The 24698-nt window shown below is 64.8% G+C and carries 22 protein-coding genes and 4 tRNA genes; 12 read left to right on the forward strand and 14 right to left on the reverse strand.

Features of this window, described 5'->3' with window-relative positions; all coding sequences use genetic code 11:
• Nucleotide 1: 1 nt before the first annotated feature.
• Nucleotides 2–622 carry a TetR/AcrR family transcriptional regulator gene (locus G6N55_RS06565; protein ID WP_085226848.1) on the reverse strand — a complete coding sequence of 207 codons (621 nt, stop codon included), beginning with the start codon at nucleotides 620–622 and terminating at the stop codon, nucleotides 2–4.
• A gap of 200 nt (nucleotides 623–822) precedes the next feature.
• Here G6N55_RS06565 and G6N55_RS06570 point away from each other — a divergent pair, with 200 nt between their 5' ends.
• Complete coding sequence (locus G6N55_RS06570) at nucleotides 823–1206, forward strand: anti-sigma factor antagonist (protein ID WP_085226846.1); 384 nt, start codon at nucleotides 823–825, stop codon at nucleotides 1204–1206.
• Between the two features lie 58 nt (nucleotides 1207–1264).
• On the opposite strand, the gene G6N55_RS06575 is transcribed toward G6N55_RS06570, so the two are convergent.
• From G6N55_RS06575 to G6N55_RS06585, 3 genes are all read right to left on the reverse strand, one after another.
• Nucleotides 1265–2032 carry a sulfite exporter TauE/SafE family protein gene (locus tag G6N55_RS06575; RefSeq protein ID WP_163667703.1) on the reverse strand — a complete coding sequence of 256 codons (768 nt, stop codon included), beginning with the start codon at nucleotides 2030–2032 and terminating at the stop codon, nucleotides 1265–1267.
• A 77-nt stretch (nucleotides 2033–2109) separates the two neighbouring features.
• Nucleotides 2110–3042: a catalase family peroxidase gene (locus tag G6N55_RS06580; RefSeq protein WP_085226842.1), complete on the reverse strand. Its 933-nt coding sequence runs from the start codon at nucleotides 3040–3042 to the stop codon at nucleotides 2110–2112.
• Between the two features lie 17 nt (nucleotides 3043–3059).
• A complete protein-coding gene (locus tag G6N55_RS06585; protein ID WP_085226840.1) occupies nucleotides 3060–3848 on the reverse strand; it encodes an SDR family NAD(P)-dependent oxidoreductase in 789 nt (262 codons plus the stop codon).
• 102 nt (nucleotides 3849–3950) lie between these two features.
• Here G6N55_RS06585 and G6N55_RS06590 point away from each other — a divergent pair, with 102 nt between their 5' ends.
• Nucleotides 3951–4880 carry a LysR family transcriptional regulator gene (locus tag G6N55_RS06590; RefSeq protein ID WP_179968126.1) on the forward strand — a complete coding sequence of 310 codons (930 nt, stop codon included), beginning with the start codon at nucleotides 3951–3953 and terminating at the stop codon, nucleotides 4878–4880.
• Here G6N55_RS06590 and G6N55_RS06595 read toward each other — a convergent pair whose 3' ends face one another.
• On the reverse strand, nucleotides 4881–6065 hold the full coding sequence (locus tag G6N55_RS06595; protein ID WP_085226837.1) for an acyl-CoA dehydrogenase family protein: 1185 nt from the start codon (nucleotides 6063–6065) through the stop codon (nucleotides 4881–4883).
• A 158-nt stretch (nucleotides 6066–6223) separates the two neighbouring features.
• Between G6N55_RS06595 and G6N55_RS06600 the strand changes: the two genes are divergently transcribed.
• The 3 genes from G6N55_RS06600 to G6N55_RS06610 are packed head-to-tail and all read left to right on the forward strand — an operon-like array spanning nucleotide 6224 to nucleotide 9080.
• Nucleotides 6224–7792, forward strand: coding sequence for a long-chain-fatty-acid--CoA ligase (locus G6N55_RS06600; protein ID WP_085226835.1), 1569 nt, complete (start codon nucleotides 6224–6226; stop codon nucleotides 7790–7792).
• Nucleotides 7793–7825: 33 nt separating this feature from the next.
• A complete protein-coding gene (locus tag G6N55_RS06605) occupies nucleotides 7826–8227 on the forward strand; it encodes a RidA family protein (RefSeq protein ID WP_085226834.1) in 402 nt (133 codons plus the stop codon).
• Between the two features lie 49 nt (nucleotides 8228–8276).
• Nucleotides 8277–9080 carry an MBL fold metallo-hydrolase gene (locus G6N55_RS06610; RefSeq protein WP_085226832.1) on the forward strand — a complete coding sequence of 268 codons (804 nt, stop codon included), beginning with the start codon at nucleotides 8277–8279 and terminating at the stop codon, nucleotides 9078–9080.
• A gap of 8 nt (nucleotides 9081–9088) precedes the next feature.
• On the opposite strand, the gene G6N55_RS06615 is transcribed toward G6N55_RS06610, so the two are convergent.
• From G6N55_RS06615 to G6N55_RS06625, 3 genes are all read right to left on the reverse strand, one after another.
• Nucleotides 9089–9919 carry an enoyl-CoA hydratase/isomerase family protein gene (locus tag G6N55_RS06615; protein ID WP_085226830.1) on the reverse strand — a complete coding sequence of 277 codons (831 nt, stop codon included), beginning with the start codon at nucleotides 9917–9919 and terminating at the stop codon, nucleotides 9089–9091.
• Nucleotides 9920–9988: 69 nt separating this feature from the next.
• Nucleotides 9989–10279, reverse strand: a complete 291-nt coding sequence (locus G6N55_RS06620) for a hypothetical protein (protein WP_085226828.1) — start codon at nucleotides 10277–10279, stop codon at nucleotides 9989–9991.
• A gap of 44 nt (nucleotides 10280–10323) precedes the next feature.
• A complete protein-coding gene (locus G6N55_RS06625; RefSeq protein ID WP_085226827.1) occupies nucleotides 10324–11163 on the reverse strand; it encodes an MBL fold metallo-hydrolase in 840 nt (279 codons plus the stop codon).
• A gap of 122 nt (nucleotides 11164–11285) precedes the next feature.
• On the opposite strand from G6N55_RS06625, the gene G6N55_RS06630 reads away from it, so the two are divergent.
• Both G6N55_RS06630 and espB read left to right on the forward strand, forming a co-directional pair.
• A complete protein-coding gene (locus G6N55_RS06630) occupies nucleotides 11286–11918 on the forward strand; it encodes a TetR/AcrR family transcriptional regulator (RefSeq protein ID WP_085226825.1) in 633 nt (210 codons plus the stop codon).
• A gap of 166 nt (nucleotides 11919–12084) precedes the next feature.
• Nucleotides 12085–13464 carry an EspB family ESX-1 secretion system-associated protein gene (espB, locus tag G6N55_RS06635; RefSeq protein ID WP_085226823.1) on the forward strand — a complete coding sequence of 460 codons (1380 nt, stop codon included), beginning with the start codon at nucleotides 12085–12087 and terminating at the stop codon, nucleotides 13462–13464.
• Nucleotides 13465–13467: 3 nt separating this feature from the next.
• Here espB and G6N55_RS06640 read toward each other — a convergent pair whose 3' ends face one another.
• The 4 genes from G6N55_RS06640 to G6N55_RS06655 form a co-directional block, all read right to left on the reverse strand.
• On the reverse strand, nucleotides 13468–14079 hold the full coding sequence (locus G6N55_RS06640) for a TetR/AcrR family transcriptional regulator (RefSeq protein ID WP_085226821.1): 612 nt from the start codon (nucleotides 14077–14079) through the stop codon (nucleotides 13468–13470).
• Between the two features lie 53 nt (nucleotides 14080–14132).
• Nucleotides 14133–16988, reverse strand: coding sequence for an MMPL/RND family transporter (locus G6N55_RS06645; RefSeq protein WP_085226819.1), 2856 nt, complete (start codon nucleotides 16986–16988; stop codon nucleotides 14133–14135).
• A complete protein-coding gene (locus G6N55_RS06650; RefSeq protein WP_085226817.1) occupies nucleotides 16985–17428 on the reverse strand; it encodes an MmpS family transport accessory protein in 444 nt (147 codons plus the stop codon). The genes G6N55_RS06645 and G6N55_RS06650 overlap by 4 nt, the downstream gene beginning before the upstream one ends.
• Before the next feature lie 299 nt (nucleotides 17429–17727).
• Nucleotides 17728–17799: transfer RNA gene (locus tag G6N55_RS06655), tRNA-Val, on the reverse strand.
• A gap of 181 nt (nucleotides 17800–17980) precedes the next feature.
• Here G6N55_RS06655 and G6N55_RS06660 point away from each other — a divergent pair.
• From G6N55_RS06660 to G6N55_RS06675, 4 genes are all read left to right on the forward strand, one after another.
• Nucleotides 17981–18053 (forward strand) — tRNA-Gly (locus G6N55_RS06660).
• A 28-nt stretch (nucleotides 18054–18081) separates the two neighbouring features.
• Nucleotides 18082–18155 (forward strand) — tRNA-Cys (locus G6N55_RS06665).
• A 15-nt stretch (nucleotides 18156–18170) separates the two neighbouring features.
• A tRNA-Val gene (locus G6N55_RS06670) sits at nucleotides 18171–18245 on the forward strand.
• Nucleotides 18246–18623: 378 nt separating this feature from the next.
• Complete coding sequence (locus G6N55_RS06675) at nucleotides 18624–19469, forward strand: serine/threonine protein kinase (protein WP_085226816.1); 846 nt, start codon at nucleotides 18624–18626, stop codon at nucleotides 19467–19469.
• Between the two features lie 2121 nt (nucleotides 19470–21590).
• On the opposite strand, the gene G6N55_RS06680 is transcribed toward G6N55_RS06675, so the two are convergent.
• Nucleotides 21591–22205, reverse strand: coding sequence for a hypothetical protein (locus G6N55_RS06680; protein ID WP_085226814.1), 615 nt, complete (start codon nucleotides 22203–22205; stop codon nucleotides 21591–21593).
• A 117-nt stretch (nucleotides 22206–22322) separates the two neighbouring features.
• Between G6N55_RS06680 and G6N55_RS06685 the strand changes: the two genes are divergently transcribed.
• Nucleotides 22323–22550, forward strand: coding sequence for a hypothetical protein (locus G6N55_RS06685; RefSeq protein WP_139827082.1), 228 nt, complete (start codon nucleotides 22323–22325; stop codon nucleotides 22548–22550).
• Between the two features lie 647 nt (nucleotides 22551–23197).
• Here the strand turns inward: G6N55_RS06685 and G6N55_RS06690 are convergent.
• Complete coding sequence (locus G6N55_RS06690; RefSeq protein WP_163667194.1) at nucleotides 23198–24625, reverse strand: phage major capsid protein; 1428 nt, start codon at nucleotides 24623–24625, stop codon at nucleotides 23198–23200.
• Nucleotides 24626–24698: the final 73 nt, after the last annotated feature.

Genomic DNA, 24698 nt, shown 5'->3' on the forward strand with positions numbered 1-24698 from the left:
GCTAGCCCGCCGCCTCCCCGATCTCGACGACGTCCGCCGGCCGATGTTGCTCGATCAGCGAGATGGCCATCTTCTGGGCGCGCCGAGCGGCATCCAGGTCGCCCACGGCCGCAAGAATGATGGCCCCCTTCATCAGGATGTGCCACGACGAAGCGAAGTCCTCGACGTCGGTGAGCCCGGCCGCCAGCGCCCGGCGGCGCACGATGTCGCGGACGTGCTCGATGTGCGCGATGCTGGCCTGCCCGGCGGGATGATCGGCGCCCAGCTCGAGCAGCACGTTGATGAACGAACAGCCCTCATAGCCGTCGCGGAGGTGAAACCACTCGTGCATGACGTCGAACATCGCCAACAGCTGTTCCTCGGGCGTGGCGCCGAGTTGCTCGGACCGCGCCTCGATCAACCCGTGCGTCCAGATCTCTTCGCGGCGCTCCAGCACGGCCAGCACGAGGTCGTTCTTCGTCGCGAAATGCCGGTACAACGTCGCCTTGGCCACGCCGGCCCGCTCGATCACCTCATCGGTGCCGACCGAACGAATCCCACGCCTGCTGAACAGCTCATATGCCGCATTCAAAATGCGTTCATGGGCGGATGGAGTGACAAGGACGCCGTCGGAGGTTGCCATATTTCGACTTACGATACTCTTAAACGCCACAAGTAGACAGACCGCCCTGTCTCGTTATACAAAGGAGATCCGCGGTTCGCGGAAAGTCTGTCTTCAGACCCCAGGACGGACATCCATCGCGGCGCCAGCCGGTGCCGGATAAGGAGTCCCCAATGACGACCATTTTCGAATGCTCTCCCCCCGCCACGGGCCCGCGCCCGATGCTCAGCACCCGGTTGGTCCACGAGCTCGGCGACCCGCACAGCACGCTGCGGGCGACCACCGATCGCAGCGGCACCGCCGTGCTCATCTATGCGGGCGGCGAGATCGACGCCTGCAACGAGCAAACCTGGCGCAGCCTGGTCAGCGAGGCGGCCGGCGTCGCCACGGCCTCCGGCCCCCTGATCGTCGACGTCACCGGACTGGATTTCATGGCCTGCTGCGCGGTCGAGGTGCTGGCCGCCGAAGCCGAAGCCCTGCACCGGCGCGGGGTCGAACTGCGGTTGGTCAGCCCACAGCGAATCGTTTCCCGCATTGTCGACGCGTGCGGGCTCGGCGGCGTGCTGCCCATCTACCCGACCGTCGACTCCGCGCTGGGTCGGTAGCCACGGTTGGCGGCTGCGGCGCAGGCCGCCGAGGCCGCTGGCTGGGGCTGATTCCGTCTTACACCGTGACCAGGCGGTACAGGCCGATCAGTCCGACCACGACGATCGTGGCGCGCAACGCATTCGGCGATAACCGTCGCCCGTAGCGCGCGCCGACCCACCCGCCGATCAGCGAACCCACCGCGATAAGCCCGGCAACCGGCCAACTGATCCGGCCGAAAGCCACCAACGTATAGCCCACCGCTGCAACGACATTCACCAATAGCGCCAGCAAATTCTTGGCGGCGTTCATGCGCTGCACCGACTCCGGCAGCAGCGCGCCCATGACGCCGACCAGCAGGATGCCCTGCGCGGCGGTGAAATAGCCGCCGTACACACCGATGGCAAACGTTGCGAAGACGAGTACCGCCATCCGGGCCGGCGTGACGTGTTCGGGTGATCGCCCGGCCTCTTCGGCCCGCCGGCGTGCCCAGGCCTGGATCCGCGGCCCGACCAGGACCAGCAGCAGGGCCAGCACCAGCAGTGCCGGCACGATCTTGACGAACACCGTTTCGGGCAGGTGCAGCAGCAGAAACGCGCCCAGCGCGGCGCCGGCCAGTGAGGCCGGGATCTGCCAGCGCAACCGATCCCACTGCCCACTCAGTTCGGAACGGTATCCCCAGGTGCCCGACACGCTGCCGGCCACCAAACCGACGGCGTTGGACATCGTGGACGTGACCGGCGGATAGCCCAGCGCGACCAACGTCGGGAACGTGATCAGGGTTCCGGATCCCACGAGTGCATTGATGGCACCGGCGCCGAACCCGGCCAGGGCGATCAAAACCATATGCAAGTGCGACACTGCCGACGACGATAGTCCGCTGTCGGTTTGTGCCGACAATCGCGCAGCTGAGCGGCTTTTCGTCAGGCCGGCGGTGCTTCGGAGCCGCGGTCCACGCCGGTGCGTAGCTTGACCGAGGCCGAATACGCGAGGCTGCGGAAATGCAGCACGGGGTCGTCGGACGGTTCGATGCCGTCGGTGACCCGCATCGGGTCGAAAACGACGATGTCGCCGCCATGTTCGCGCTCGGTGTCCAGACCGGTGATGTCCAGGGTGCCGACCGCGATCGTCTCGGCGCTTCGCCAGGGCGCCGACGGGTCGACCGTCGAGTCCTGCGGACCGGCGATCTGCACGCGGTAGTCAAACTTGACCGGCCCTTGTGCAAGACGCGCATTCAGTTCGTCGGTGAGGAAGTCGGGACCGGCACCGCGGGCATCCGATGCCGACAGGTAGCTCTCGCCGGCGGCCGGGATCAGGTGGTAGCGAACAGATCTCGCGTTGCCGTCGGCGCTGATCCACCGGAATGCATGCAGGCCGTGGTATTCGATGGTGGCGTAGCTGGCCGGCACCTTGTTGGCGTCGCGCACCACCGGCAAAGCCCCGAGCAGCCGGGGATGCGTGACGAAGTACTTGGCCATGCGCAGCGGCGTCGTCAGCCCGGGGCGCATCGCCTTGAGCAGATCGATGAAGCCCTCCGGCTTGCTGGCGACGAAGAGCCGGGCGGTCTGCGTCGACACGTCGGTGGTGGATCCGTCGGGCAGAGTGAACTTCACCGCCATCCCACGCACTCCCGGCGAGCCGTCGGGCTGTGCCGGGTTGCCGGATCCGTTGGAGAAGCGGATCAGCGCCGGGACCGTTGAACCGTCGAGATGCTTTGCCCGGGAGAGTTCTCCCCCATCGCGGGTAGCGGTGAACGTACCGCGGTACAGCGTGCCTTTCGCGTGCAGCGCCCGAGCGCCGGGTTGGGCTCCCCCGGTAGCGCGAATCGCCTCGATCGCATCGTCAGCAGTAACCATTCGCGAATCTTAGAGTGCTACTCGGGAAAGCCGAAGAGTTTGACGACACCGTGATCGCGACCCGCGGTGTAACCGCCGTCCACGGCGATGGCCTGACCGCTGACGAATGACCCGTCGAGTGACAACAGGAACGCCGCCATGGCCGCGACCTCGTCGGGCCGGCCGAGCCGTTGCAGCGCATGCTCCTCGGTGATCGAGGCCAGCGGACCCTCCATCCCCGGCAGCCCGAAAACGCTTTGGGCCATGGGCGTATCGATGAAACCGGGACAAATGACGTTTGCCCGAATGCCGCTCGGGCCGTAGTCGAGCGCAATGTTCTTGGTGAGCAGCACAACCCCGCCCTTGGCCGCGTTGTAGGAGCTGCCGCCGGCGGTGCCCTCCAGTCCCTCGATGCTGGCGACGGTCACAATCGAGCCGCGTTCGCCGTCGACCCTGTCCTGCTCGATCATCCTGGCCAGGGCAGCCTTGGCCACCAGGAACGTGCCGGTGAGGTTGATCCCGATCACGCGATCCCACTCGGCACGGTCAAGCAGATGGACCGGACCACCCCCGGCCACACCGGCGGCGTGAAAAACTCCGTCGAGGCGGCCGGGCACCGCGGCCAGCACGGCCTCGATGGCGGCTTCGTCGGTCACGTCGGCCGTCACGAAGTGGAAGTCGGGACCCAAGTCGGGCGGGGATTCCAGGTCGGCTCCGATGACGGTGCCGCCCTCGGCTACCAGCCGCCGCGCGGTAGCCAGGCCGATGCCGGACGCCGCGCCCGTCACGACGAACGTGCGGTGACGGGCGCGATCAACATTGACCATGTGTTGATTCCTTTATCAGAGTGTTTGCCAGCAATGGTTACATACGTTGTCAACACGATTCTGCTAGGCCGTAACTCCCAGTGTCGCACTAGCATTTTCTGTGTGGAGTTGCGTCATCTTCGTTATTTCGTAGCGGTCGCCGAAGAGCTGAATTTCGGTCGTGCCGCCAAGCGGTTATGCATTGCCGGACCGTCACTTTCGCAGCAAATCAAGGTCCTCGAACGAGATCTGCGGGTGCGATTATTCGATCGCGACCGGCGCTCGGTCACCCTGACGGCCACGGGTGCGGCGTTGCTGCCGTCGGCCCGCACGCTGCTGGATCAGGCAGATCAGTTGCGGCGGTCGGCAATCGGGCTGTCGCTGGCCGAACCCGTGCGGATCGGCTATGCGCAGTGGCTTCCGCCGGACCTGGCCGATCGGACGTCCGCGGTGGCGAAGGTGCACATCGACACCTGGGTGCTGCCGTCGCACGCGCAGGTCACCCGGGTCGCCGAGGGCGGCGTCGATTTGGCGATCTGCGGGGTGCGCTCCTCCGATCTGGACCGGCACGGCCTCAATGCGCATCTCATTGGCGCAGAACAGCTCTACGCGGTCAGCGTCGGCTCGGACACCTCCGCGGTCGACGCGTCCGACGCGGTCGTGTTGCTCGACGCCGACTCCGGTAGCTGGTTCTCCTGGAACCGGTACGGGGAGCAATTCGCCAGGGAGACCGGCGCCCGCACGGTGCGGATCAGCGATGGCGGGCTTGCTGCCCCAATGTTTTTCGAGCATGTCCGTCGGCTGGGCCGGCCGGTGCTCAGCTCCCCCAAGGCCCAAACTGCCGCGCTGCCAGCAGACCTCGTACAACGCCCGATTGCCGCGCCCGCACCCTTTTGGACGTGGTCGCTGGTGTGGCGGCGTATCGAGAACCGCGAGACCGTGCGGGGGGTGATCGACGCGCTGGCAGCCGCCGCCGAAGTACCCGACCTCGACGAGGCTTGGCTGCCGTTCACCGACCCCTACCGGTCACGAATCACCTTGGCAACCGCCTGATTACACCGTGCTGCTGATGCGTTCCGGTACCCCCAGGATCGACTTTCCGTAGACCTCGTAGCCGACGGTCGCCTGCAGGCCCGCGTGCCGCGCCGCGGTGTTCGCGTCGCGCCAATACTGTTGCAGTTGGCTGGATTCCGCGAAGCTTCCCGCACCGTGCGCGTCGACCAGGATCGACAGCGCGTCGACGACCTGATGGGCGGCATAGCCGAGCCGGGCGCGGAACTCCGCGCGGGCGGCGTAGCCGAAGGTTCGTCCATCGGTGGCCGCGGCATCGACCGTGGCTGCCATGTCGTACGCGTGCAGCCGTGCCGTGGACAGGCGCATCGCCGCTTCGGCGATCCGTATCTGTAGCCCGACCGATTCGCGCTGTCGCGAAATCGTGGTACCGGCAAGCGGTTTGGTCTGCGCGTTATCCGCCACGAAACGTAGCGCAGCGCGCCCGACTCCCAGCAGCGGGGCCAGCAAGGGCACCATCACCGCCGGGACGGCCGGCAGCCGGTACATCGGCTCGTCGGCGGTCGGCGGGAGGGTTCCGTCGGCGATCGCGCCGAGGGAGACGGCCCGATAGTCGGGAACGAAGACATCGTCGGCGACCCAGGTGTCACTGCCGGTTCCCCGCATACCGATAGTGCGCCAAGTGTTTTCCAGCGTCAGCTCGGCGGCCGGCATCGCGCACAGCATCGCCTCCTCCGGCTCGCCGGGCAAAACTCCGCCCACCAATGCCCAGTCGGCTTGATAGGCGCCCGACGCGTAGGGCCAACGCCCGCAGACGCTCAGCCCCTCCGGCACCCGCCGCGCCGTGCCGGGGTTCGTCGATCCGGCGAATCGTGCGTCGGGATTCGATCCGAAGAACTCCTCCTGAGCCTGCGGCCCAAACCGGGCGGCCAGCGAGCTGGCCGACGCGCCGAGCACAACCAGCCACGACGCGGAGGCGTCGGCCTCGCCGAGTGCCTCGCCCACCTCCAGCACGGTGCGAACACCGGCGGCGTAGCCGCCGAAGCGCTTGGGAGTCTGCAGCCGAAACATCCCGGCCCTGGTGAGGGCGGCGTCGACCGGGTCCGGTAGCCGGCGAAGCGATTCGCCCGTTGCGGCGTGCTTAGCCAGAATCGGTTGCACCGCGCGGGCTTGGGCGACGACCTGCTCGTGCGTCGGGAGGTCGCGTGCCAGCACACCGTGATTCATCACAGCTGATCATTCGCTGAATCAGGCGTCTTTAGCCATGATCGGATTGCTCCCAGGATAGAGCCTCCCACTCTCACCGAAACTCGTTGTGGACAGGGTGACTAGCCTTGGCTTGACTGAACTCGGGGAATTCATGAGCTTCGATGAGCGGAGGAGTAATGCCACCAGCCGACGTCACCACCGGGACGACGGAGACGCTGGTCGGAGTGGTCGAGCGGCACGCGCAGCACCGGCCTGACGACGTAGCGATCCACTTCGGCGAGCAGCAGTGGACGTGGGCACAGTGGGTGTCGCGGATTCGCCAGACCGCCGGAATGCTGCGGTCCGCCGGTTTGCAGCGGGGCGACGTGGTGGCATTCCTGGACAAGAACCACCCAGCCTGTCTGGAAACCCTGTTGGCGGCCACGTCGATCGGCGCGGTGGCGACCATCGTCAACTGGCGGGTGATCGGCGACGAGCTCGTGCACGTACTCAACGATAGCGGCGCACGCGTGCTTGTCGTCGGTGCCGAGCTGGCGCCCGCGGTCGAAGCGATCCGCGCGAAAACCCCTGGCGTGGACCGCATCATCGTGGTGGGCGGTTCCGACGACGAATATGAATCCTTGGTCGCCGCGGCCTCACCTGTCGACGTCGACCCCGATGTCGCGGATACCGACGCCGCTATCACGATATACAGTTCGGGCACCACCGGGCGCCCGAAAGGCGTTCAGCTGACGCAGCGCGCGCTGGTCAATCACATCGTGAATCTGTCTCCGCCGTTTCCGTTTTCGGACGCAGACGCCAACCTGGTCGCCATGCCGCTGTTTCACGTCGGTGGGATCGCGTACGCGTTCTTCGGTATCCGCGCGGGCGTACCGACGTTCCTGACCCGTGAGCCCGAGGCGGCGACGCTGATCGGCGCCGTGAAAGCCGGTGCGACGCATGCCTTTTTCGTGCCGCCGGTGATCGCGCGGTTCCTGGACGCCGGGGAAGCGGCGATCGGTGCGATCTCGGGTTTGCGCTACCTGGTCTACGGAGCGGCGCCCATGCCCCTGCCGTTGCTGCAGCGCGCGCTTGCGGCCTGGCCCGAGATGAACTTCGTGCAGGTGTACGGGCAGACGGAGCTGTGTGGCGCGATCGCGGCGCTCGACGCCGACGACCATCGCAATTCCAGCCGTCCCGAGCTGCTCATGTCGGCCGGAAAGGCAGCACAGGGCAACGAGATTCGCATTGTGGACCCCGAGTCGGGTGAGCAGCTGCCCAACGGCGAGTCCGGCGAGGTCTGGGTGCGCAGCGATCAACGGATGATCGGCTATCTGAACCGGCCCGAGGCGACCGCCGACACCATCACCGACGACGACTGGCTGCGCACCGGCGACATCGGGCGCCTCGACGACGACGGCTACCTGTTCATCGAGGACCGGCTGAAGGACATGATCATCACCGGCGGTGAGAACGTGTACGGGCCCGAGGTGGAAAGCGTGCTCCTCCAACACCCCGGACTCGTCGATGCCGCAATCATCGGTGTGCCCGACGACCGCTGGGGCGAATCGGTCAAGGCGATCGTCGTTGCCGGCACCGAGCTGGAACCCGCCGAGGTCATCGAGTTCTGCCGCCGGCACCTGGCCGGCTACAAATGCCCGCGGACAGTCGATTTCGTCGACGCGCTGCCCCGCAATGCGAGTGGAAAGATATTGAAAAACCAGCTCCGCGAACCATATTGGAAGGATCGCGGCCGCAGCGTCTGATGCCGGCTGCACGATCCACGACGAAAGGGTGTAATGAGCAGGCCGTTCGAACCGATCAGCACCGGCATCGCCGCACATATCGGCAAGTACGCCGACGCGGTACGCATCCCCGCGGGCTCCGAGGTCATCTACACCTCCGGCACGCCCGGGCTGCGTCCCGACGGAACGCTGCCGAACGACTTCACCGAAGAAGCCACCCAGGCGTGGCGCAACGTCGAGGAGGCACTGAGCCGGGCCGGGGCGAGATTGTCCGACATCGTCAGCGTGCGGCAGTGGCTGACCGACGCGGCCGACATTCCGGCCTATGCGGCGGTGCGCTCGTCGGTGATCAAACATGAGCCGGTCTTCATGCTCGCGGTGATCCCGGCGCTGGTCTGGCCGGATATCCGGGTGGAAGTCGAAGTCACCGCGATCCGCAGACCGGCGATGTTATAGCCTGCACTCGACCCGATATCGATTCTCCGCGAATGCAATCAGGGGCGACATGAGCGAGGTAGTCGACGCGAAGCGACGGGACGGCGCGATCGCGGTGCTGGGTGGCCCCACGACGGTCATCGACATCGGGGGCCGCAGGATCGTGATGGACCCGACCTTCGACCCGCCCGGGCCCCATGACTACCTGAACAAACTGACCGGTCCCGCGGTCAGCGCCGAGGACCTGGGGCAGGTCGACGTGGTGCTGATCAGCCACGACCAGCATCCCGACAATCTGGACACCGCCGGCCGCCGCTTCGCCGAAGCCGCGCCGCTGATCGTCACCAATCCCGGCGCCGCGGGGCGATTCGGGCCGCCGGCAGTGGGACTGAAACCATGGCAGTCCTACTACCTGCCGGGTGGGCCCGGACGCGTTGCGGCACAAGCGGTTCCGGCCGTGCACGGTCCGGCCGACGGGATGCGCGACATGGAGGGCAACGTCAACTGCGAGGTGACGGGTTTCGTGCTGTACGGACCCGGCCTGCCCACCATCTATCTCAGCGGGGACAACGCCTCGATGAGTGCCGTCGGCGAGGTGGCGGACCGGATCGGTGAAATCGACGTCGTGGTGCTGTTCGCGGGGGCCGCGATCGTGCCGACCAAGGAGCGCGGACGCCCGCTGACGCTGACCTCGGCCCGCGCCGCCGCGGCCGCCGAAATCCTGGGGGCCAAGGTGGTGATACCGGCCCACGTCGACGGCTGGGCCCACTTCAGCGAGGGCCCGGCGGAACTGGCCGCGGCATTCGACCAGGCGGGCGTCAAACGACTGCTGCGCACCGCCCCGCACGGCGAGTGGATCGACTTGAAGGACTAGGCGCGGCCTTAGAGACGCCCTTCGGTCCGCAGCTCCGGGTGCACCCAGTCCGGCGAGCGCCGCTCCTTGAACGCGCGGACGCCTTCACGTGCCTCGGCGTCCATCAGGCTGCCGGTCATGCCGATGCGGTCATACAGGCCCAGATAGTTGTCGATGCTGGATTTGATGACGTTGCGGGCGCGCGGCGCGGTCCGGCAGCTCTGCGCGAGCAGGTCGCCGGCCACCTCGAACAGGCTCTCGTGCGGCACCACCCTGGTCACCAGGCCCCAATCGAGGGCTTCCTGCGCGGTCAGCACCCGGCCGGTGAACATCAGGTCGCGAGTGCGCACCGGCCCGATCAGGCGCAGCAGCATCTGGCTGTAGTAGGTGTCGGCGTAGCCGCGGAACAGCTCGGGTACCCGGAACGACGCGCGCTCGCTCACCACGGACAAATCGCTGCACAGCGCGATCTGCATGCCGCCGCCCTGGCACAGCCCGTTGACGGCGGACACGATCGGCTTGGCCGAGGTCCGCACCGCGTCGAACGGCGTGACGTCCATGCCCAGCGCGGCGCCGAAGGTGATCCAGTCGTCGACGCCTCCCCCGCCGGTCATGTCGCCGCCGGGTGCGAAGACGTCCCCGGTGCCGGTGATCAGCAGACCCGCCAGGCCGGGGTCTCCGTTGACAAGGCCTACGGCATAACGGATTCCGAAGTACATCGCGGGCGTCATGGCGTTGCGCGCCTCGGGGCGATCGATCGTGCAGATCGCGATCGGTCCCCGGCGCTCGAACGACAGATACGGGGTGCCCAGCCAATCCCCGTCCGGGGGCAGGGGCGTTGTCTGCGGGATCTGCGTCACGGGATTCCTCTCGCTTCGGCGCGCTACTGAAACTCTTACAGTATGCGCGAGACCCGCCGGCGCCCGCGTCTACACATACGGCAGCGTCGCGACCTCGGTGACCTCGGACATGCTGAAGAGCAGGTTGCGATGCTTGTCCTGCAGCGTGGTCGTGGATTCGCCGACCGACTTGCCGCACTGGGGGCAGGTCGTGATGAACCGCGGCTGGTCGTCTTCGTCCGGCCAGAACCGGCGCGGCCCCACCTGGGCGCCGGGGTCGTAGACGACTTGGTGTTGCGGGGCCTCTTTGAGAATCCGGCCCACGGGATGCGTTTGCGGGCATTCGAGTTTCAGCGTGCCGATACCTTCGTTGTTAACCATTGCTCGTCCCCGTCCTTAGTTTCGTCCGATACTCATTGTTGCCCTCACGCGCAGGGCGTGAACGTGTAGGTCTCGCCGTGGGCCAGGTAGACGAATTTGGTGTTGGCCGAGGAGGCCTCGGCGGCCTTCTTGAAGTCATCGAGGCCCGAGAGGAACACCGAGAAGTCGTTGTAGTGGATCGGGATCGCCGTGCGCGGTTGGGTGATCTCGACGGTCCGCACGCCCTGCTCCCCCGTCATCGTGACGACGGTGACCAGGAAGGTGGTGCCGCCGGTGTGGATCAGGCCGAGGTCGATGCCGGGGTAGCGGCGTGGAATGTCTGCGAGGTCGTCGACGACCATCGTGTCGCCGGTGATGTAGAGCCGGTAGAGCTGCTCGCCGTTGCGGCTGAAGTCCAGCAGGTGCCCGTTGACCGGCATTAGCAGCTCGTTGACCTCCTCTTCGGTGGAGTGCTTGCCCGGCATCGCGGTGATCGTCAGCGTCGCGTCGCCCTTGTGTACCTGCAGGGATTCCCAGGTGTCCAGCGGGTGGCCCTGTCGGAAGCCGAGGGCGCCGAGTTTGTCCACCGCGTCGGCCGTCGAGACGATCGGCAGGTTCTTGTCGAGTTCTTGCGCGGCGACGTCGTCGAAATGGTCGCCGTGGTAGTGCGACAACACGATCAGATCGATCGGGGGCAGGTCGGCGATCTGGCAGGCCGGCTCGACCTCGCGCCGGGCCCAGATGCCGTGGCCCAGAAACACGTGCTCGCCCTTGTGCAGGAAGGCCGGATCGGTCAGGATCGTCAGCCCGCCGAAGCGGATCAAGGTGGTGGCGTTGCCGATGAAGTAGACATCGCCCTCGGTGAAATCCGCTGTCCCGGTGCTGGTTAGCTCTAACGAGGTCATTCTGTCCTCTCCGGCATGAGCTGGTGATGTCGCCGCTTCAGTCTGGACCGGATCGCGCCGGTGTGCCAGAGGGGGCGGCCCACGCATAGGCGGCGATGCCGTCGATGACTAACCTCAGCCCCATGCCCGCGGATGCCAAGCAGTCGACCAAGGCTCGGATCCTGCGCGCCGCCGCCGAGCTGATCGCCAAGCAGGGCTATGCCGCCACCTCCACCCGCGACATCGCGGCCGCCGTCGGGGTCGAGCAGCCGGCCCTCTACAAGCACTTCTCGGCCAAGAGCGACATTTTCGCGGCGCTGGTCCGCCTTGCCCTGGAGTGGCCGGGCGAGCTGGCCGATGAGCTCGCGGCGCTGCCCGCGCCGGCGGTCGTCAAGCTGCACCGCATGCTGCGGGAGTCCCTCGACCATCTGCACGCCTCGCCCGAGGTGGTCGTCTCTGTCATCGCCACCCCGGACCTGTGGCAGGACCGCTTCATCGCGGAGCAGGAACTGGCCGCGAAGATCGAGCAGGCGCTGGCGGATCTGATCGAAGCGGCGCAGGCCGAAGGTGACGTGCGGGCCATGAACCCGACTTCGGCGTCGAGGCTCTTGCAGGCGCTATTCGACGCGCTGACACCCTCGCTGCAGGTCAACCCGGACGAGATCCTCGAGTTCGCGATGATCGCGCTCTTGGTCGAACCCGCCCGCTTGCCCGAAATCTCTTCTGCCGCAGACGGTTTAGACGTCCGGACCACGCGGCCGAGCATCGGAATCTAGCCGCTCGCCGCCTTGAACTCCTAACCCGCGCCAGGTCACGGCCGTCGGAGCCGCCCAATTTGCCGGCTAACAACGCTTGACATCTGGTTATCGGCTGATAACCTAGTTTCAAGTTATCAAGCGATAACCACACCGACCGCAGATAGCAGCCAGGAGACGAATCGCGATGACAAAGACGCTGAACGTGGAGTACGCCGAGCTGGTCGCCCGGGCCGACGAGCTCGACGCCCGGATTGCGGGCGTACCGACCGACAACGGCCACGCGCCGTGCGCTCTCGAGCTGGCCGCCCGGGCGGCCGAACAACTCGGCCTGTCCGCCGACAACATGCGGATCTACCTGGCCGCCGGCGAACGCGAGCACGGACGCCTGGCGCAATCACTGCGAAACGCCGCCAAGGCCTACGCGGAGACCGACGAGCTGGCCGCGGACGCCCTCGACAACGACACGCCCGTCGCCGCGGCAGCGCCTCCCCAGCCGGATTGCGATGTCGAGCCGCCGATGCTGACCAGCACGGTTTCACTGATGGCCTCGGACCCCATCCCCTACTACCCGACCAAAGAGGCGGCGAAGGCCCTGATGCAGGGTGACCAGGGCGCATCGCTGCTGAACTTCGCGGACGAGTGGGCGGCCTACCTGCGAACGTTGTCGCACGCCAGCTTTCGGTTCCGGCCCTTCACGGACTGGGACAGCGAGGCGAGCGCCGCCGTCGAGCAGCACTTCGATCAGGATCGCGCGTGGCTGGACCAGATGGCCAGACTGTGCGGTCAGCTGTCCACCCAGGCCCGAAACCTCGTTGCCGCACACCGCTGGGCTGTCAGCGAGCACCCCACGCTGGCGCAGCTGCGGCAGCTCGACGAGCGATGGATTTTGAACCAGAGCGTGCCGGGCTGGGAAACGTTCGGCAAACAGGCGCTACTACGGCTCTACGCGCAGTACCAGGCGAAGTCGGAGGCGGTGCTGGCCGAATACGAGCAGCGGGCAGCGCTGGCGCCGGTGAATCCGCCGAGGCCTCCCGTCGCCTACAAAATCGACGCGCAGACCGCGTCCGGCCCTGAGCCCGGTCCCGGCGTCGATGCCCTGCCCCTCCCGACCGACGGACTGCCTTCCCTGCCGGGCGGTATGCCCGCGTTGCCGTCCGCCGGCATGCCGGACACGGCGACCGACTCCAAGCTGACCGACGCCGTGATGAACTCCAAAGCGGCGTCCGCCAAGGCGAGCCCGGGGCTCAAGCCCGCATCCGTTGGGGGTGGCGGCATTCCGCCGATGCCGAAGATGCCGTTGCAGCGCCCGGTGCTCTCCGATTCGATTTCCCGGGTCGGCGGTGCGGCGCCCGGCGGCGCCGGCGTGGCGGGTGGGATCCCGGTCCCCGCCGCGTACGCGGCCTTGAACAACGGCGGCGGGATGGGCATGCCGATGGGCGCCGCCCCCGGCGGCCAGGGCCACGAGGCCGGCAAGGCCAAGCGCGTGCAGCAGGAGGGCGAGGCGCTCTACACCGAGGACCGCGCGTGGACCGAGGGTGTTATCGGCCGGCGCCGGGTCGCCTGAAACTCAGCTCGAACCGCTCTGGTTGGAGATTGCGGGCAGAACGAGGGTGTCGGTGACCTGTCGCAGGAACTTCGCGTCCACGGTTTGTCCGTTGAGCACTCGTAGCAGGCTCATCGCCGTGAGGACGTTGGCGACCAGCGACCAGTCGCGGTCGGCGGGGATTTCACCGCGCGCCACGGCGCGGGCCAGAACGATCGAGATCTGACGTCCGCCCCGCAGCAGCATCAAATCGTCGATGGCCGTGGCGAGTTGGGGATCGCGAGTGGCTTCCAGCGCGACGCGCAGCAACAGGTCGTTGGTGATCAACCCTTCGTCGTGGCTGACAGCCCGGTCGATGAGGGTGTCGATGTCGCCGGCCAAACTCCCGGTGTCGGGGGCGTCGTCGGTACGCAGATCGGGTCGCCAGTAGACGAGGACGTCGGTCATCAACGCCGCCTTCGACGACCAGCGCCGGTAGATCGCGGCCTTGCCGACGCCGGCGCGCGCGGCGATGTCGTCCATGTTGGTGGCGTCGTAGCCGTTCTCGGTCAGTGCGGCGAGAGCGGCGTTGAGGATCGCGGGATCACGGGATCGGTCCAGCTTGCCAACCGTGCGTTGGCGAAGCTTCAATTCCATCTCACTGATATGCCCGATACCAGCCTGGGTGTCACCTTTTCCAACCACGAGCGCTACACCGTTGTCAGTTGCCGGACGGGAGTGGTGTCGCTCTCTGGTTCTGGGGCAGCCTTCCTCATCTTGAAGGTGTTCAGCGGCCACCAGAACCAGCGACCCAGCGCGGCCGCGATCGCCGGTGTCATGAAGGCCCGCACGATGAACGTGTCGACGAGCAAGCCCATCCCGATCGCGGTGCCGAACTGCCCGATCACCACCAGGTCACTGACGATCATCGACGCCATGGTCGCCGCGAAGATCAGGCCGGCCGCGGTGACCACCCGGCCCGACGCGCCCATGCCCCGGATGATGCCGGTGTTGAGGCCGGCCGGGATTTCTTCCTTCAGCCGGGAAACGAGCAGCAGGTTGTAGTCGGATCCCACGGCCAGCAGGATGATCACCGTCAGCGGGAGCACGATCCATTGCAGGCCCACCCCGAGGATGTCCTGCCAGAGCAGCACCGACAGACCGCATGCGGTGCCCAGCGACGCCAGCACGGTACCGACGATCACCAGGGATGCCACCAGGCTGCGGGTGATCAGCAGCATGATCGAGAAGATCAGGATCAGCGTCGCGATGCCGGCGATCGTCAGGTCGATCTTCACGCCGTCCTGCATGTCGCTGTACATCGAGGCGGTGCCGGCCAGCGACACCTTCGCCGACTCCAGCGGAGTTCCCTTGATCGCATCGGCGACCGCCTGCTTGACGCCCTGGACGTGCTGGATTCCCTCCACCGAGGCGGGATCGCCCTGGTGGGTGATGATGAACCGGACCGCCTTACCGTCGGGCGAGACGAACATTTTCAGGCCGCGCTTGAAGTCGGGGTTTTTGAAGACTTCCGGCGGCAGATAGAAGCTGTCGTCGTTCTTGGCTTCGTCGAAGTAGTTGCCCATCATCGTGGAGCCTTCGGCGTTCTCTTGCATGTGCTGCTGAATGCCCGCCATGGAGCTGTGGGTGGACAGCATGTAGTCGCGCATTCTCTGCATCGACTCGATGGTCTTGGGAAAGTCGGCGAGCAGTTGCGGCATCAAAATATCGAGCTTGTCGATGTCTTTGGTGGTTTTCCCGATGTCGTCGGCCATGAGGTCGATGTCGTCGAGCGTGTCAAAGATCGACCGCAACGACCAGCACACCGGGATGTCGAAACAGTGCTTCTCCCAATAGAAATAGGAGCGAATCGGGCGCCAGGTGTCTTCGAAATCCGCGATGTGCTGCCGCACTCCCTCGATATCACCTTGCAAGACGTGCATATCGCCGGTCATCTCGTGGGTGGTTGCGGTCATGTCCTTCATGACGCCATACATGTGCTGCATGACGGCGATCGTTCGGCCCATCTCGTCGGCCTGCTCGAGCATCGACGCCATGCTGTCGTTCATGAATTTCGCCGTCTGCAGGGTGCTCGAACTGTTCATGGCGATCACGAACGGGATCGAACTGTGCTCGATCGGCGCGCCCAGCGGCCGGGTGATGGTTTGCACCCGACCGATGCCGCGTTCATGGAAGACGCTCTTGGCGATCCTGTCGATGATCAGCATGTCCGCCGGATCGCGCAGATCGTGGTCGGCCTCGACCATCAGCAATTCCGGATTCATGCGCGCCGGGGTGAAGTGCCGCTCGGCCGCTGTCTGCGCGACGTTGGCCGCGATGTCCGGCGGGGTGAACTTCTTGTCGTTGTAGGTCGGGACATAGGTCGTCAGACTGACGAAACCGATCACCGCGATAAAGAACGTCACGACAATGATCGGTACCGGCCACCTCGTCACCATGGTGCCGACTTTGCGCCAACCCCGTTCCGACACTTGACGTTTCGGATCGAAGAAACCGAACTTGGATGCGACCGCGAGTAACGCGGGAGCCAGCGTCAGGCCCGCCAGCATCGTCACCACCAAGGCGATGGCGCACGGGATGCCCATCGTCTGGAAGTACGGAAGTTTGGTCGCGGTCAGGCACAGGCAGGCGCCGACGATCGTCAGGCCCGACCCCAGGATGACGTGCACCACGCCGTTGTAGGCGCTGTAGTACGCCTGCTCTTTGTCTTCGCCACGGGATCGGGCTTCGTGATAGCGGCCCAACAGGAAGATGAAATAGTCGGTTCCCGTGGCGATGGTCAGCATCGTGACCATGCTGACGGCGTACGGGGTCAGACCGATGATGTCCAGATTGCCGGCGGTCGCCACGATGCCTTCCGCGGCATACAGCTCGAAGCGGACCAATATCAACGCCAGGATCGCATTCTTCAGCGACCGGTAGATGATCAGCAGCATCACGAAGATGACGCCGATCGTGACCAGCGTCATCAGGTCCATGCTGTTGTGCGCGGCGATCAGCGTGTCGGTATTGAGCGCGGTGTTACCGGCCACGTAGGCCTTGACGCCCGGCGGAGGCGGCACGCTTTTGACGATCTTGCGGACCGCGGCGACCGACGCGTGGGCGGGCGTGGTGCCCTGCGCGCCGTCGAGGAAGACCTGCACGTAGGCGGCCTTGCCGTCCGGGCTCTGGGAGCCGGCGGCGGTCAGCGGGTCACTCCAGAAATCCTGGAGGAACTGAACGTGCTTGCTGGCCCTGAGCTTCTCGACGATCTTGTTGTAGAAGACGTGCGCGCTGTCCCCGAGCTTGTCGTCGCCTTCCAACACGACCATCGCCGAGGAGTCGGTGTCGAACTCCTGGAACTTGTGGCCGATGTTCATCATGTCTTTGAAGGCGGTCGCGTCCCGCGGAGTCATGGGCACCGAGTGCTTGCCCGCGACCTCGCCCAGCGCCGGCGTGAACAGCGTGGTGCCGAGCGCGACGAGAATCCAGAACAGGATGATCGGCACCGCCATGACGCGGATCAGGCGGGCGATGCGGGAGCGAGAGCCAGGCTCGTTACTCATACGGATTTCACCAAGCAGTAGATGAACGGTTGGTATTCGTCGAGACTGCGGTCGTCGCGGACTTGGCCGTCGACGATGACCCGGCACCGGATGTGGCGCATGCCGGTGTCGCCCTGGGCGACGATGTTGGCCGACATCGACGGCAGGGTCGTCACGATGGTGTACGACCACGGCAGCGGGGCGTTTTCGACGAGGTGGGGTTGCCCGTTTTCATCGAGGTAGTTGACGCTGACGCTGCCACCGCCCGAGGGGGCCGTGATCTCGTAGGTGATGTGCTTTGGATTGAAGGGCTTCGTCTCGGCATTCACGTCGCCGTGCGCGACAGCCGTGTTGGCACCGAAGCTGGCGCGAACGCGAAGTACCACATATCCGCCGAGCGCGACGACGACGACAAGGAGTAGCGGTATCCACGCCCTCTTGAACCATCGATACACCCGCATCCCCTCCTCTGACGGCCACCGCCGAGAGCCGCAACATCACACATGAGTTGTCGGCACCCGCGTCGAGGTTGACGTGCCGGACCGGACCCGCCGACGGAACTTGAGTTCCATAGTTGGGTAGTTCAGAACTGTACAGCATTGGGGAGCGCTCCCGCGAGACAGGTCGGACCGGGACTGGAAGCGGTGGTGCCGATGCCTGAGCGCCGTCTGGGCGCTTGAATCCCTTGGATGCAGGGATGTTTGGGGGTGATGGCTCGGCCGACGGCCGCGCCTATCGTGTCGATGCAGGTCAGATTGTGTGGTCCCGGCTGGGATCGAACCAGCGACCTTCCGCGTGTGAAGCGGACGCTCTTCCACTGAGCCACGGGACCGGCGCCGAGAGGCGAACGACGTCAGAGACTAGCACGAACGGCCGGCTACCAGCACATGACTTATCCGCCCCCCGGGGGTGCGTTATAGCCTGGAGCGACAACGCGCCGAGAGATTTGTGTGCGCCCGCTCAGGTGGACTATCGTCGTCCTTCGCACCGGGCGACGATCTCGCTCGTTGCGCGCGGATGTAGCGCAGTTGGTAGCGCATCACCTTGCCAAGGTGAGGGTCGCGGGTTCGAATCCCGTCATCCGCTCGAAGGTGCAAGAGGCATCAACCCCAGCGGTGGAGTGGCCGAGTGGTGAGGCAACGGCCTGCAAAGCCGTGCACACGGGTTCGATTCCCGTCTCCACCTCCAAAAAATTTCCTCCCAGCGCGATTAGCTCAGCGGGAGAGCGCTTCCCTGACACGGAAGAGGTCACTGGTTCAATCCCAGTATCGCGCACCAGAGTTCTTCCAGCTTAAACTTGGTATCTAGCCGAGCTATACGAGCTGCATGCCAAATATGTGCCAATAGGGCGCCTGACCGCATCAGTTGTCCCGGATAGCGATGCCTGGCCAGGCTCCACCGGCCAGCTCGCGGATGGCAAAACACGTGACCCGGCAAATTCAGCAGCCAAGCTGTAACACCCATCCAGTCGCCACGACTTGCTGACGAGCGGATTCGCGACGGAAGCCGCGATGGGACGTATAGCCTCGATACTCGATTGACCCCGCCTTCGAGGTAGCTAAGAGGACGACAGGGAGGAGCAACGATGCTGCGGTCGAATGCAAGGAGCGAGGCACCGCTCCCGGAGCGGCGCCCGCCAGACACCAGCGACGCCGAATGAGTGTGGCGGACGCCGCGCTTATCGCAGAAGCTTGCACTGCCTTGAGTGTGGTGGACAATGGCCCGATCGGAGCTCTAGGTGGTCAGAAGGCCGTCCGCTTGGTTGACCGATCAGGGCAACAATGCGTGCTGAAGGTCGTCGCGCTCACGGCGACTTCGCCTACAACGCTCACGAGAGCCGAACGCGAAGTCGAGCTCCTAAAGTCACTGACTAGCCCGCACGTCGTGAAGGTCGTATCCGACCTCGTTGCCCTGGGCAGTCCCGCGCGCGGTGCAACATGGCTGGAGGAGTTTCTCGACGGCGAGGACCTGAGTCCGCTGCTTACCAGCAAGTGGTCATGGTCTGACGTGGCCCGCCTTGGTTACGAAGTGGCGCTCGGTTTGGCAGCCGCCCACGCCAACGGCGTCATACACCGGGACCTCAGCCCCAACAACGTGCGACGGCTATCGAGCGGCAGCTACAAGGTTATGGATTTTGGCTTCGCCCGCCACACGCTCAGGACCGGCATAACAGGTATCGGACAGCCGGGCACGTACGGCTATCACACCCCGGAGCACATGAACGCTTACTCCGGAGTTCCTATGCCGTCCTCCGACGTCTTCGGCGTCGGCATCCTGATGTACCAAGCACTGACGGGGAATATCCCCATTCCGTATCACGGTGACGATGCAGACTACGCTCGCCGCTTGCAGCGAGCAGAGCTTGTCGCCGACCTTGGGACCGAGCGACCAGATCTAGGTGCTGGCGAGCAAGCGATAGTGCTTCAAATGCTCCACGCTCAGCCTGCCCGGCGATTCCGCAACGGCCGCAAGCTCGCTGATGCATTGGAGCCGTTCGTATGAGCATTTGGATCGAGGACAGTCCACGAAACTTGGCCGGCTGGATTATTGAGTCCGTAAGCAGCGGCTCCGCAAGTGGCGCCGTAATCACGCCCTGGGCAACGCCATTTCAACAACATGCCGGCGCCGGCAGGAAGCCGAGCGCGGCAAACCGCATCGCCGAGTTACAAGCTGGCGGTGTCAACGTGATGTTCGATCCCATGACGCACGTCCTGCAGATGAGCGGTGTTGGTGACCTTCGCTTCTACGATGAGTACGACCTTTGGGCAGGGGCACGCGGAGACCTGTCTGATCAGGCCCTTATAGAGGGTCACGTGGACAAGGTGTTCGGGATACAAGATTCGCTAAACGTATCTCATTGTGCTCCAACGGTACTCCTGCACTCTGGCTTGGAAATGTTCAGCGTTGTGGCTTTGGACGTGGCCCGAGAAGCGATTCGCCGCGATCCACGCGCGGTGCTGACAATTGCGGGTACGCCACCCTTCTGGGCCAGTGGGGCGGCACTGGACGCACATATCGGCGCCCTCGCTTCCTTGGACCCGTCAGCATGGGTGTTAACGGTTGTCAGAACCGAGACTGAGCTTCCCGTCACGGTCCAAGCCGAGGAGGTACATGGACTTTGTCGGACAACGAGGGCACTGAGCGCGGATGCGCCTGTACACATCTCGCACGGAGATCTCGCAGGCTTGCCCGCCATAGCTGCCGGCGCGTCAACTTTGGGATCCGGGTGGGATCAACGTCAGCGAGTTTGCGCGCACGGCCATTACGGCCCTAGGGATCCGGGATCAGACGGCGGAGGCGGCTGGTACAAACGGCCGACGCTCCGAGGATTGCTCGGAGTGATCAGGTCGAACGAGGGGATAGTCTTGAACTCGCGTGACCCCGGCCTAGTCGCCCGTCTCGGCGGTCTACCAGTTGACGCGGTTCGCGAGGCTTTTGACCACCACCTCGCAACACTTTCGGCAGTCGTTGATGGGATCAAAGCCGAGCAAGATTGGGCGACAAAATATCGGCACCTCGCAGCGTTGTATGACGCTGCGAGGGCCGATTGGCCCACCGTGCAACGACAGGCCACCACCACTACCAATGGTCGCCATTGGATCGACGGCGTAGCAGGTGGTTTGACGCTTTATGCGCGGACAGAAGGTTGGGCGTAAGAACGAGTGGCGGCGAAAAAGTGCTCTGATGCTAAGAATTTGAGTGCACTCGAGCGCTTCGAGATACGCGGCCGGACTATCCATTTCCCGGCGACTACCAAGCCCCCCCGGTCGGCGTGAACTGCGGCAGTCACTAGCTCAAGCGGCCCACGACCAAGCGGCCCCAAGACGAGCACGTAGCTGTCAGCCCAAGTCAAGTAAGCGCGGGCTTGATTCGTTGCGGCGACGCGATCGCGAACTTTTGCTTCGATCGCATACACCCGGCCAGCTGGCTGCAACGCTTCGGGACGAATGTATCGACTTTCCCTAACCTGGTGCAGGGCACCACGATCCAGAAGTCCTGGCAAGCGACGAATCACGGTGCTGGTTGGCCAACCCAGTGAGTGTGCAATGCTATCAACCGTTTTCGGGACCTTTGCCGCAGTAACCGAAATTATGGACGCATCCAGGCTGTTAAGGATGGGTGGGACGTCAAGTTCGGACCGCAGCTGCAGTGCATCAGCACCGCCAACCATCGCGGTGAAATCGGGGATTCCGATCGGGCCCGTCATTTCTCGGACGACAATGACTCCGCGGTGAGCCCCGGGTAGTGCGCCGCTTGCGGCAACCGCATCGCTGTGAAGCGCCGCCTCGTGAATCGGTTCGAATCGCCGACCAGGACGTGGAGCACTCGTGTGCCGAACCGCCGTCAACGCCACTCTTATAACTCTTCCATAACATCGCTCCAACCAAGCCGACATGAACGGTATGTCGCCGCCCTCGGCTCCGCAACATGCCAGCTCAACGCTTAACGTTGCAGTTCAACGCCGTAACGGGACAGCCACTTACCCGGAGGCCCGACAACTTGCAACCAAGCTGCAATTTTCGGCGCCGCCTGAAAAATACTCGACTACGGCGCCGAAGTCAGGCATGGGGGTGGGCACAATTTTCGCCTCCGACTTGTGGAAAGTCCGCTCTGGTGCAGGCCCTATGTGGCGTCCAGCCCAGATCGGCCAACGCCGAGCTTTCTTCGCTTCAAGGCGCTGGCGAGCCTTTGCGTCCGCGCGTTCACCGCCCAGTACTGTCCTGATGCGTCCCGAAAGGCCGCGTAGTAGTCGTAAACCGCTGGGTTGTATTCAAGTTTGGGTAAGTGTTCTACCGTTTGGCCATCAGCGAGGTAAAGCTCACTGCCGTCGTGGTAATTCAGGAATGTGTGCCCGCCCCGGTATGAGAGTTTGTTGTCGGTCGGCCAGCTGAACGGACCGGAGTTGGTCCAGCCCTTTGTCGCAAGCTTCGCGATCTGGCGTTGAGTCTTCGAAGCAATGACGCATCGGTGATCGAAGACGGGTTTGCCGGAGAGGTTTTGAATCTTGATCTTGGGGGGTCCGTGCTCATGCGGGTGGAGCCATACCAGCACCGAACTGGCCTGGGTTCGCTGGTCGCGCTGACGGTCGAACATGTAATAGGTCGCTGCGGCCAGCACGGATAGTCCGGTCAGGAGCGCTCCAGTCCAGGCGGCGACGGTTCCCCATTCTGCCGGATCGAACGACATGGCGGCACCATAACGCCACGGCGCGGTCACCGCTTGGATGCCACGCTGCACCTCAGAACCTCACCGCCACCGGGATCGGCCCTTCGGTTTTCGCCGATTCGCCTTTCGGGTCCGCTAGCACGATCATTTCCGGGACACCGCGTTAATGTCGACGACACAATAGGCGGCATGAACGTCCTGGCCGCCGTCGCGCTTTCCGCAGCATTCTTCGCCCCGACGGCTCCTGCGCCGCCGTTCTCGCCGTCAAACTGCCAGCCGGTGAGCAACGGCGGCAATTGCTATCAGCCGGGCCAATTCTGCCGTAACAGAGACCACGGCATAACCGGCGCGACCGCTGACGGCCAAAAGATTGTTTGCACCAACAATGATGGTTGGCGTTGGGAACCCGCCTCCTAATTGGCTGGCACCAGCTGGCACCAACAGTTCAGTTAACCACTATTTATCAGCTTGGTCCGCGTTCGCTTTCCGACGACGCCGTTGCTGCACCCCCAACATCCGACAATGCCCCGTGACCTAGGGAAATGCGCTGCTGCACCTCGACTTCCGCAACCTGAAAATCTTCGGTTTTTGTTCGGGGGGGGGATATAGCCAGCTGGTGGGGAGTGTCTGCCGGACCCCTGTTCGCGCGGGACACCCACCCCCCACCCTGGTCGGTTGACGAGCTCGGTCAAGCACCGCTTCGACCCGACGTGTTACCGGCAGTTGGGTTCATCCGCCTTTGGGTGGTAACCCAGTGGCCGGGGAAAGCCACGGGTTTGTGGCCCCACCCTGCACCCGACCACTGGGGGCCTTTAGGTTCCGCGCGGGCCAGGGAGCTGCCTTCCCCGGCCCGCGCGGGCCCGCACCCGGAAACCTCTCGCCCGGTCAAAGTACGAGCGGCCCCACCCAGCGCGGGAGCTTGATTCCGTGAGGGGCAGTGTCCTGGTGGCCGTGTCCGCGTCTGGCCGCTTCCCGCGTCCACAACCTCTGCCCCCCACGGAAGTGGTCCCGTACGGGCCGGCAGAACCGAGGGCAAATCAGCAGGCCGACCCGTACGGAAGTCCTTATGCCACAAGAAGTCTAAAGGCGGCATCGTTGACGGAATCGCTACCCCAACGCGCATAGCTGTACAACCCGCGCTGGCCGGTGGGCCTCATGTTGGCCCCCAGCAGATGCGGGATCAACTCCACAGCGCTGCCGATCCGCTGGGACACAACGAAATTCCGGAAATCGCCGTACAGCAAGACCGGGTTGTTACCAGCACCACCACCAAGCGCCGCCGACATGTTGGACAACTCGGCGACCGGCTTGCCCAGCAACGTGGGCACCGTGGCACGTAACTCCGGAAACAGCAACGCACCGTTGCTGGTTTCCATGGCGCGCAACAGATTCAGGACCCCAAGGTTGGCGCACCACCGTGCGTTGGCCTGCCAGCGCGGCCCCAACGTGTTCTGAAGTTTGTACACGTCGGCGGCGGTAATGGTGTCAGCGGTCGCCGTGGCCACCACCGAGCTGCCACCCGTCAACGCGGTCACGATTCCTGTGGGGGAACCAGTTCCGCTGCCGTTGGTCAGGGCTTCGTTCAGCAACTGCAGCTGGCTGTCGGCCATCAAGCGGCCCAGTTCCCCCAAAAGCGTTGGCGCGTCCTGGGATACCTCGATGCTGAACGGCACGAACGTTGCCGATTTATACGCCGGGATGGACGGCTCGGTGAACGCGGGCGAGTCATCCGACACCTCAGAAGCCTCTGCATCCCAGCTGCTTTGGACGCCGAGACTCGTTACACCATGCCAAACGTCCGTCACCGTGGAGACGACCCGTGAGATCTGCAACAGCGAGTTTTCCGATCCCGCACTGGTCAAAATCACAGTCGGATCCAACTCGTACGGCACCAAAAATCCGCCGGCCGCGTCGGAAAGGCTTGCGGCGCGCTGCTCTTGGCGCAACCGCGCGACCCGGTCGTAGGCTGCCCGCTCCTCGGCGGTCCACTCCAAACCCGCGCGAGATTCTCCGTGAAAAACCAGCTTGGCGAACGCTGAACGATAGGCGTCTGAGCCGGTGTCGACCACCCACCGGGCGACCCATTCAGCACCGCTCTCGGGGCCGGCCGAAACCAGCCGTTCCACCACCTCGGCGGACCGGGCCGGCAACCCCGCCTTCACCGAGCGCTCGAGTCGCCGCAGGGCCGCGGTCTGTGACCCGTTGTGCCGCTCGCTGCCGCCGCCCAGCTGAGATTCTGACGGCGAACCGCGTTCGAGCCGCAGCGAGCCGTCACCTCGTGCTGCCCCGGCGATCGCCCCGGCCAGCACCGCGTCGCGGTCGAGCTTTTCGATGTGGCGGGTCAGTGTGTCGAACTCCTTGCCGAGCTCGTCGGCCTCGATGCCCGCCACACGCGACAAGGTGGGTGTCGCGGCGAGCTGTTCCAGGCGCGCTGAAATCTCTTCCATGCGCGTGATGGTGGACTCTTTGTTGAGCCAAATTGTCTTCGTCATTTTTGGGTCCTTTACGGTTGCCCAGGGCTTGTTGTCTGTGGGAAAGCGGTGGCGGGACGGTGTGACCGGCAGG

It is taken from the genome of Mycobacterium florentinum (assembly GCF_010730355.1).
In the GTDB taxonomy this organism is placed as follows: Bacteria; Actinomycetota; Actinomycetes; order Mycobacteriales; family Mycobacteriaceae; genus Mycobacterium; species Mycobacterium florentinum.

Coding starts and splice junctions, on each gene's coding strand:
- G6N55_RS06565 (WP_085226848.1), bottom strand. CDS start 622: ATGGCAACCTCCGACGGCGTCCTTGTCACTCCATCCGCCCATGAACGC.
- G6N55_RS06570 (WP_085226846.1), top strand. CDS start 823: ATGCTCAGCACCCGGTTGGTCCACGAGCTCGGCGACCCGCACAGCACG.
- G6N55_RS06575 (WP_163667703.1), bottom strand. CDS start 2,032: ATGGTTTTGATCGCCCTGGCCGGGTTCGGCGCCGGTGCCATCAATGCA.
- G6N55_RS06580 (WP_085226842.1), bottom strand. CDS start 3,042: ATGGTTACTGCTGACGATGCGATCGAGGCGATTCGCGCTACCGGGGGA.
- G6N55_RS06585 (WP_085226840.1), bottom strand. CDS start 3,848: ATGGTCAATGTTGATCGCGCCCGTCACCGCACGTTCGTCGTGACGGGC.
- G6N55_RS06595 (WP_085226837.1), bottom strand. CDS start 6,065: ATGAATCACGGTGTGCTGGCACGCGACCTCCCGACGCACGAGCAGGTC.
- G6N55_RS06600 (WP_085226835.1), top strand. CDS start 6,224: ATGCCACCAGCCGACGTCACCACCGGGACGACGGAGACGCTGGTCGGA.
- G6N55_RS06605 (WP_085226834.1), top strand. CDS start 7,826: ATGAGCAGGCCGTTCGAACCGATCAGCACCGGCATCGCCGCACATATC.
- G6N55_RS06610 (WP_085226832.1), top strand. CDS start 8,277: ATGAGCGAGGTAGTCGACGCGAAGCGACGGGACGGCGCGATCGCGGTG.
- G6N55_RS06620 (WP_085226828.1), bottom strand. CDS start 10,279: ATGGTTAACAACGAAGGTATCGGCACGCTGAAACTCGAATGCCCGCAA.
- G6N55_RS06625 (WP_085226827.1), bottom strand. CDS start 11,163: ATGACCTCGTTAGAGCTAACCAGCACCGGGACAGCGGATTTCACCGAG.
- G6N55_RS06630 (WP_085226825.1), top strand. CDS start 11,286: ATGCCCGCGGATGCCAAGCAGTCGACCAAGGCTCGGATCCTGCGCGCC.
- espB (WP_085226823.1), top strand. CDS start 12,085: ATGACAAAGACGCTGAACGTGGAGTACGCCGAGCTGGTCGCCCGGGCC.
- G6N55_RS06640 (WP_085226821.1), bottom strand. CDS start 14,079: ATGGAATTGAAGCTTCGCCAACGCACGGTTGGCAAGCTGGACCGATCC.
- G6N55_RS06645 (WP_085226819.1), bottom strand. CDS start 16,988: ATGAGTAACGAGCCTGGCTCTCGCTCCCGCATCGCCCGCCTGATCCGC.
- G6N55_RS06650 (WP_085226817.1), bottom strand. CDS start 17,428: ATGCGGGTGTATCGATGGTTCAAGAGGGCGTGGATACCGCTACTCCTT.
- G6N55_RS06675 (WP_085226816.1), top strand. CDS start 18,624: ATGAGTGTGGCGGACGCCGCGCTTATCGCAGAAGCTTGCACTGCCTTG.
- G6N55_RS06685 (WP_139827082.1), top strand. CDS start 22,323: ATGAACGTCCTGGCCGCCGTCGCGCTTTCCGCAGCATTCTTCGCCCCG.
- G6N55_RS06690 (WP_163667194.1), bottom strand. CDS start 24,625: ATGACGAAGACAATTTGGCTCAACAAAGAGTCCACCATCACGCGCATG.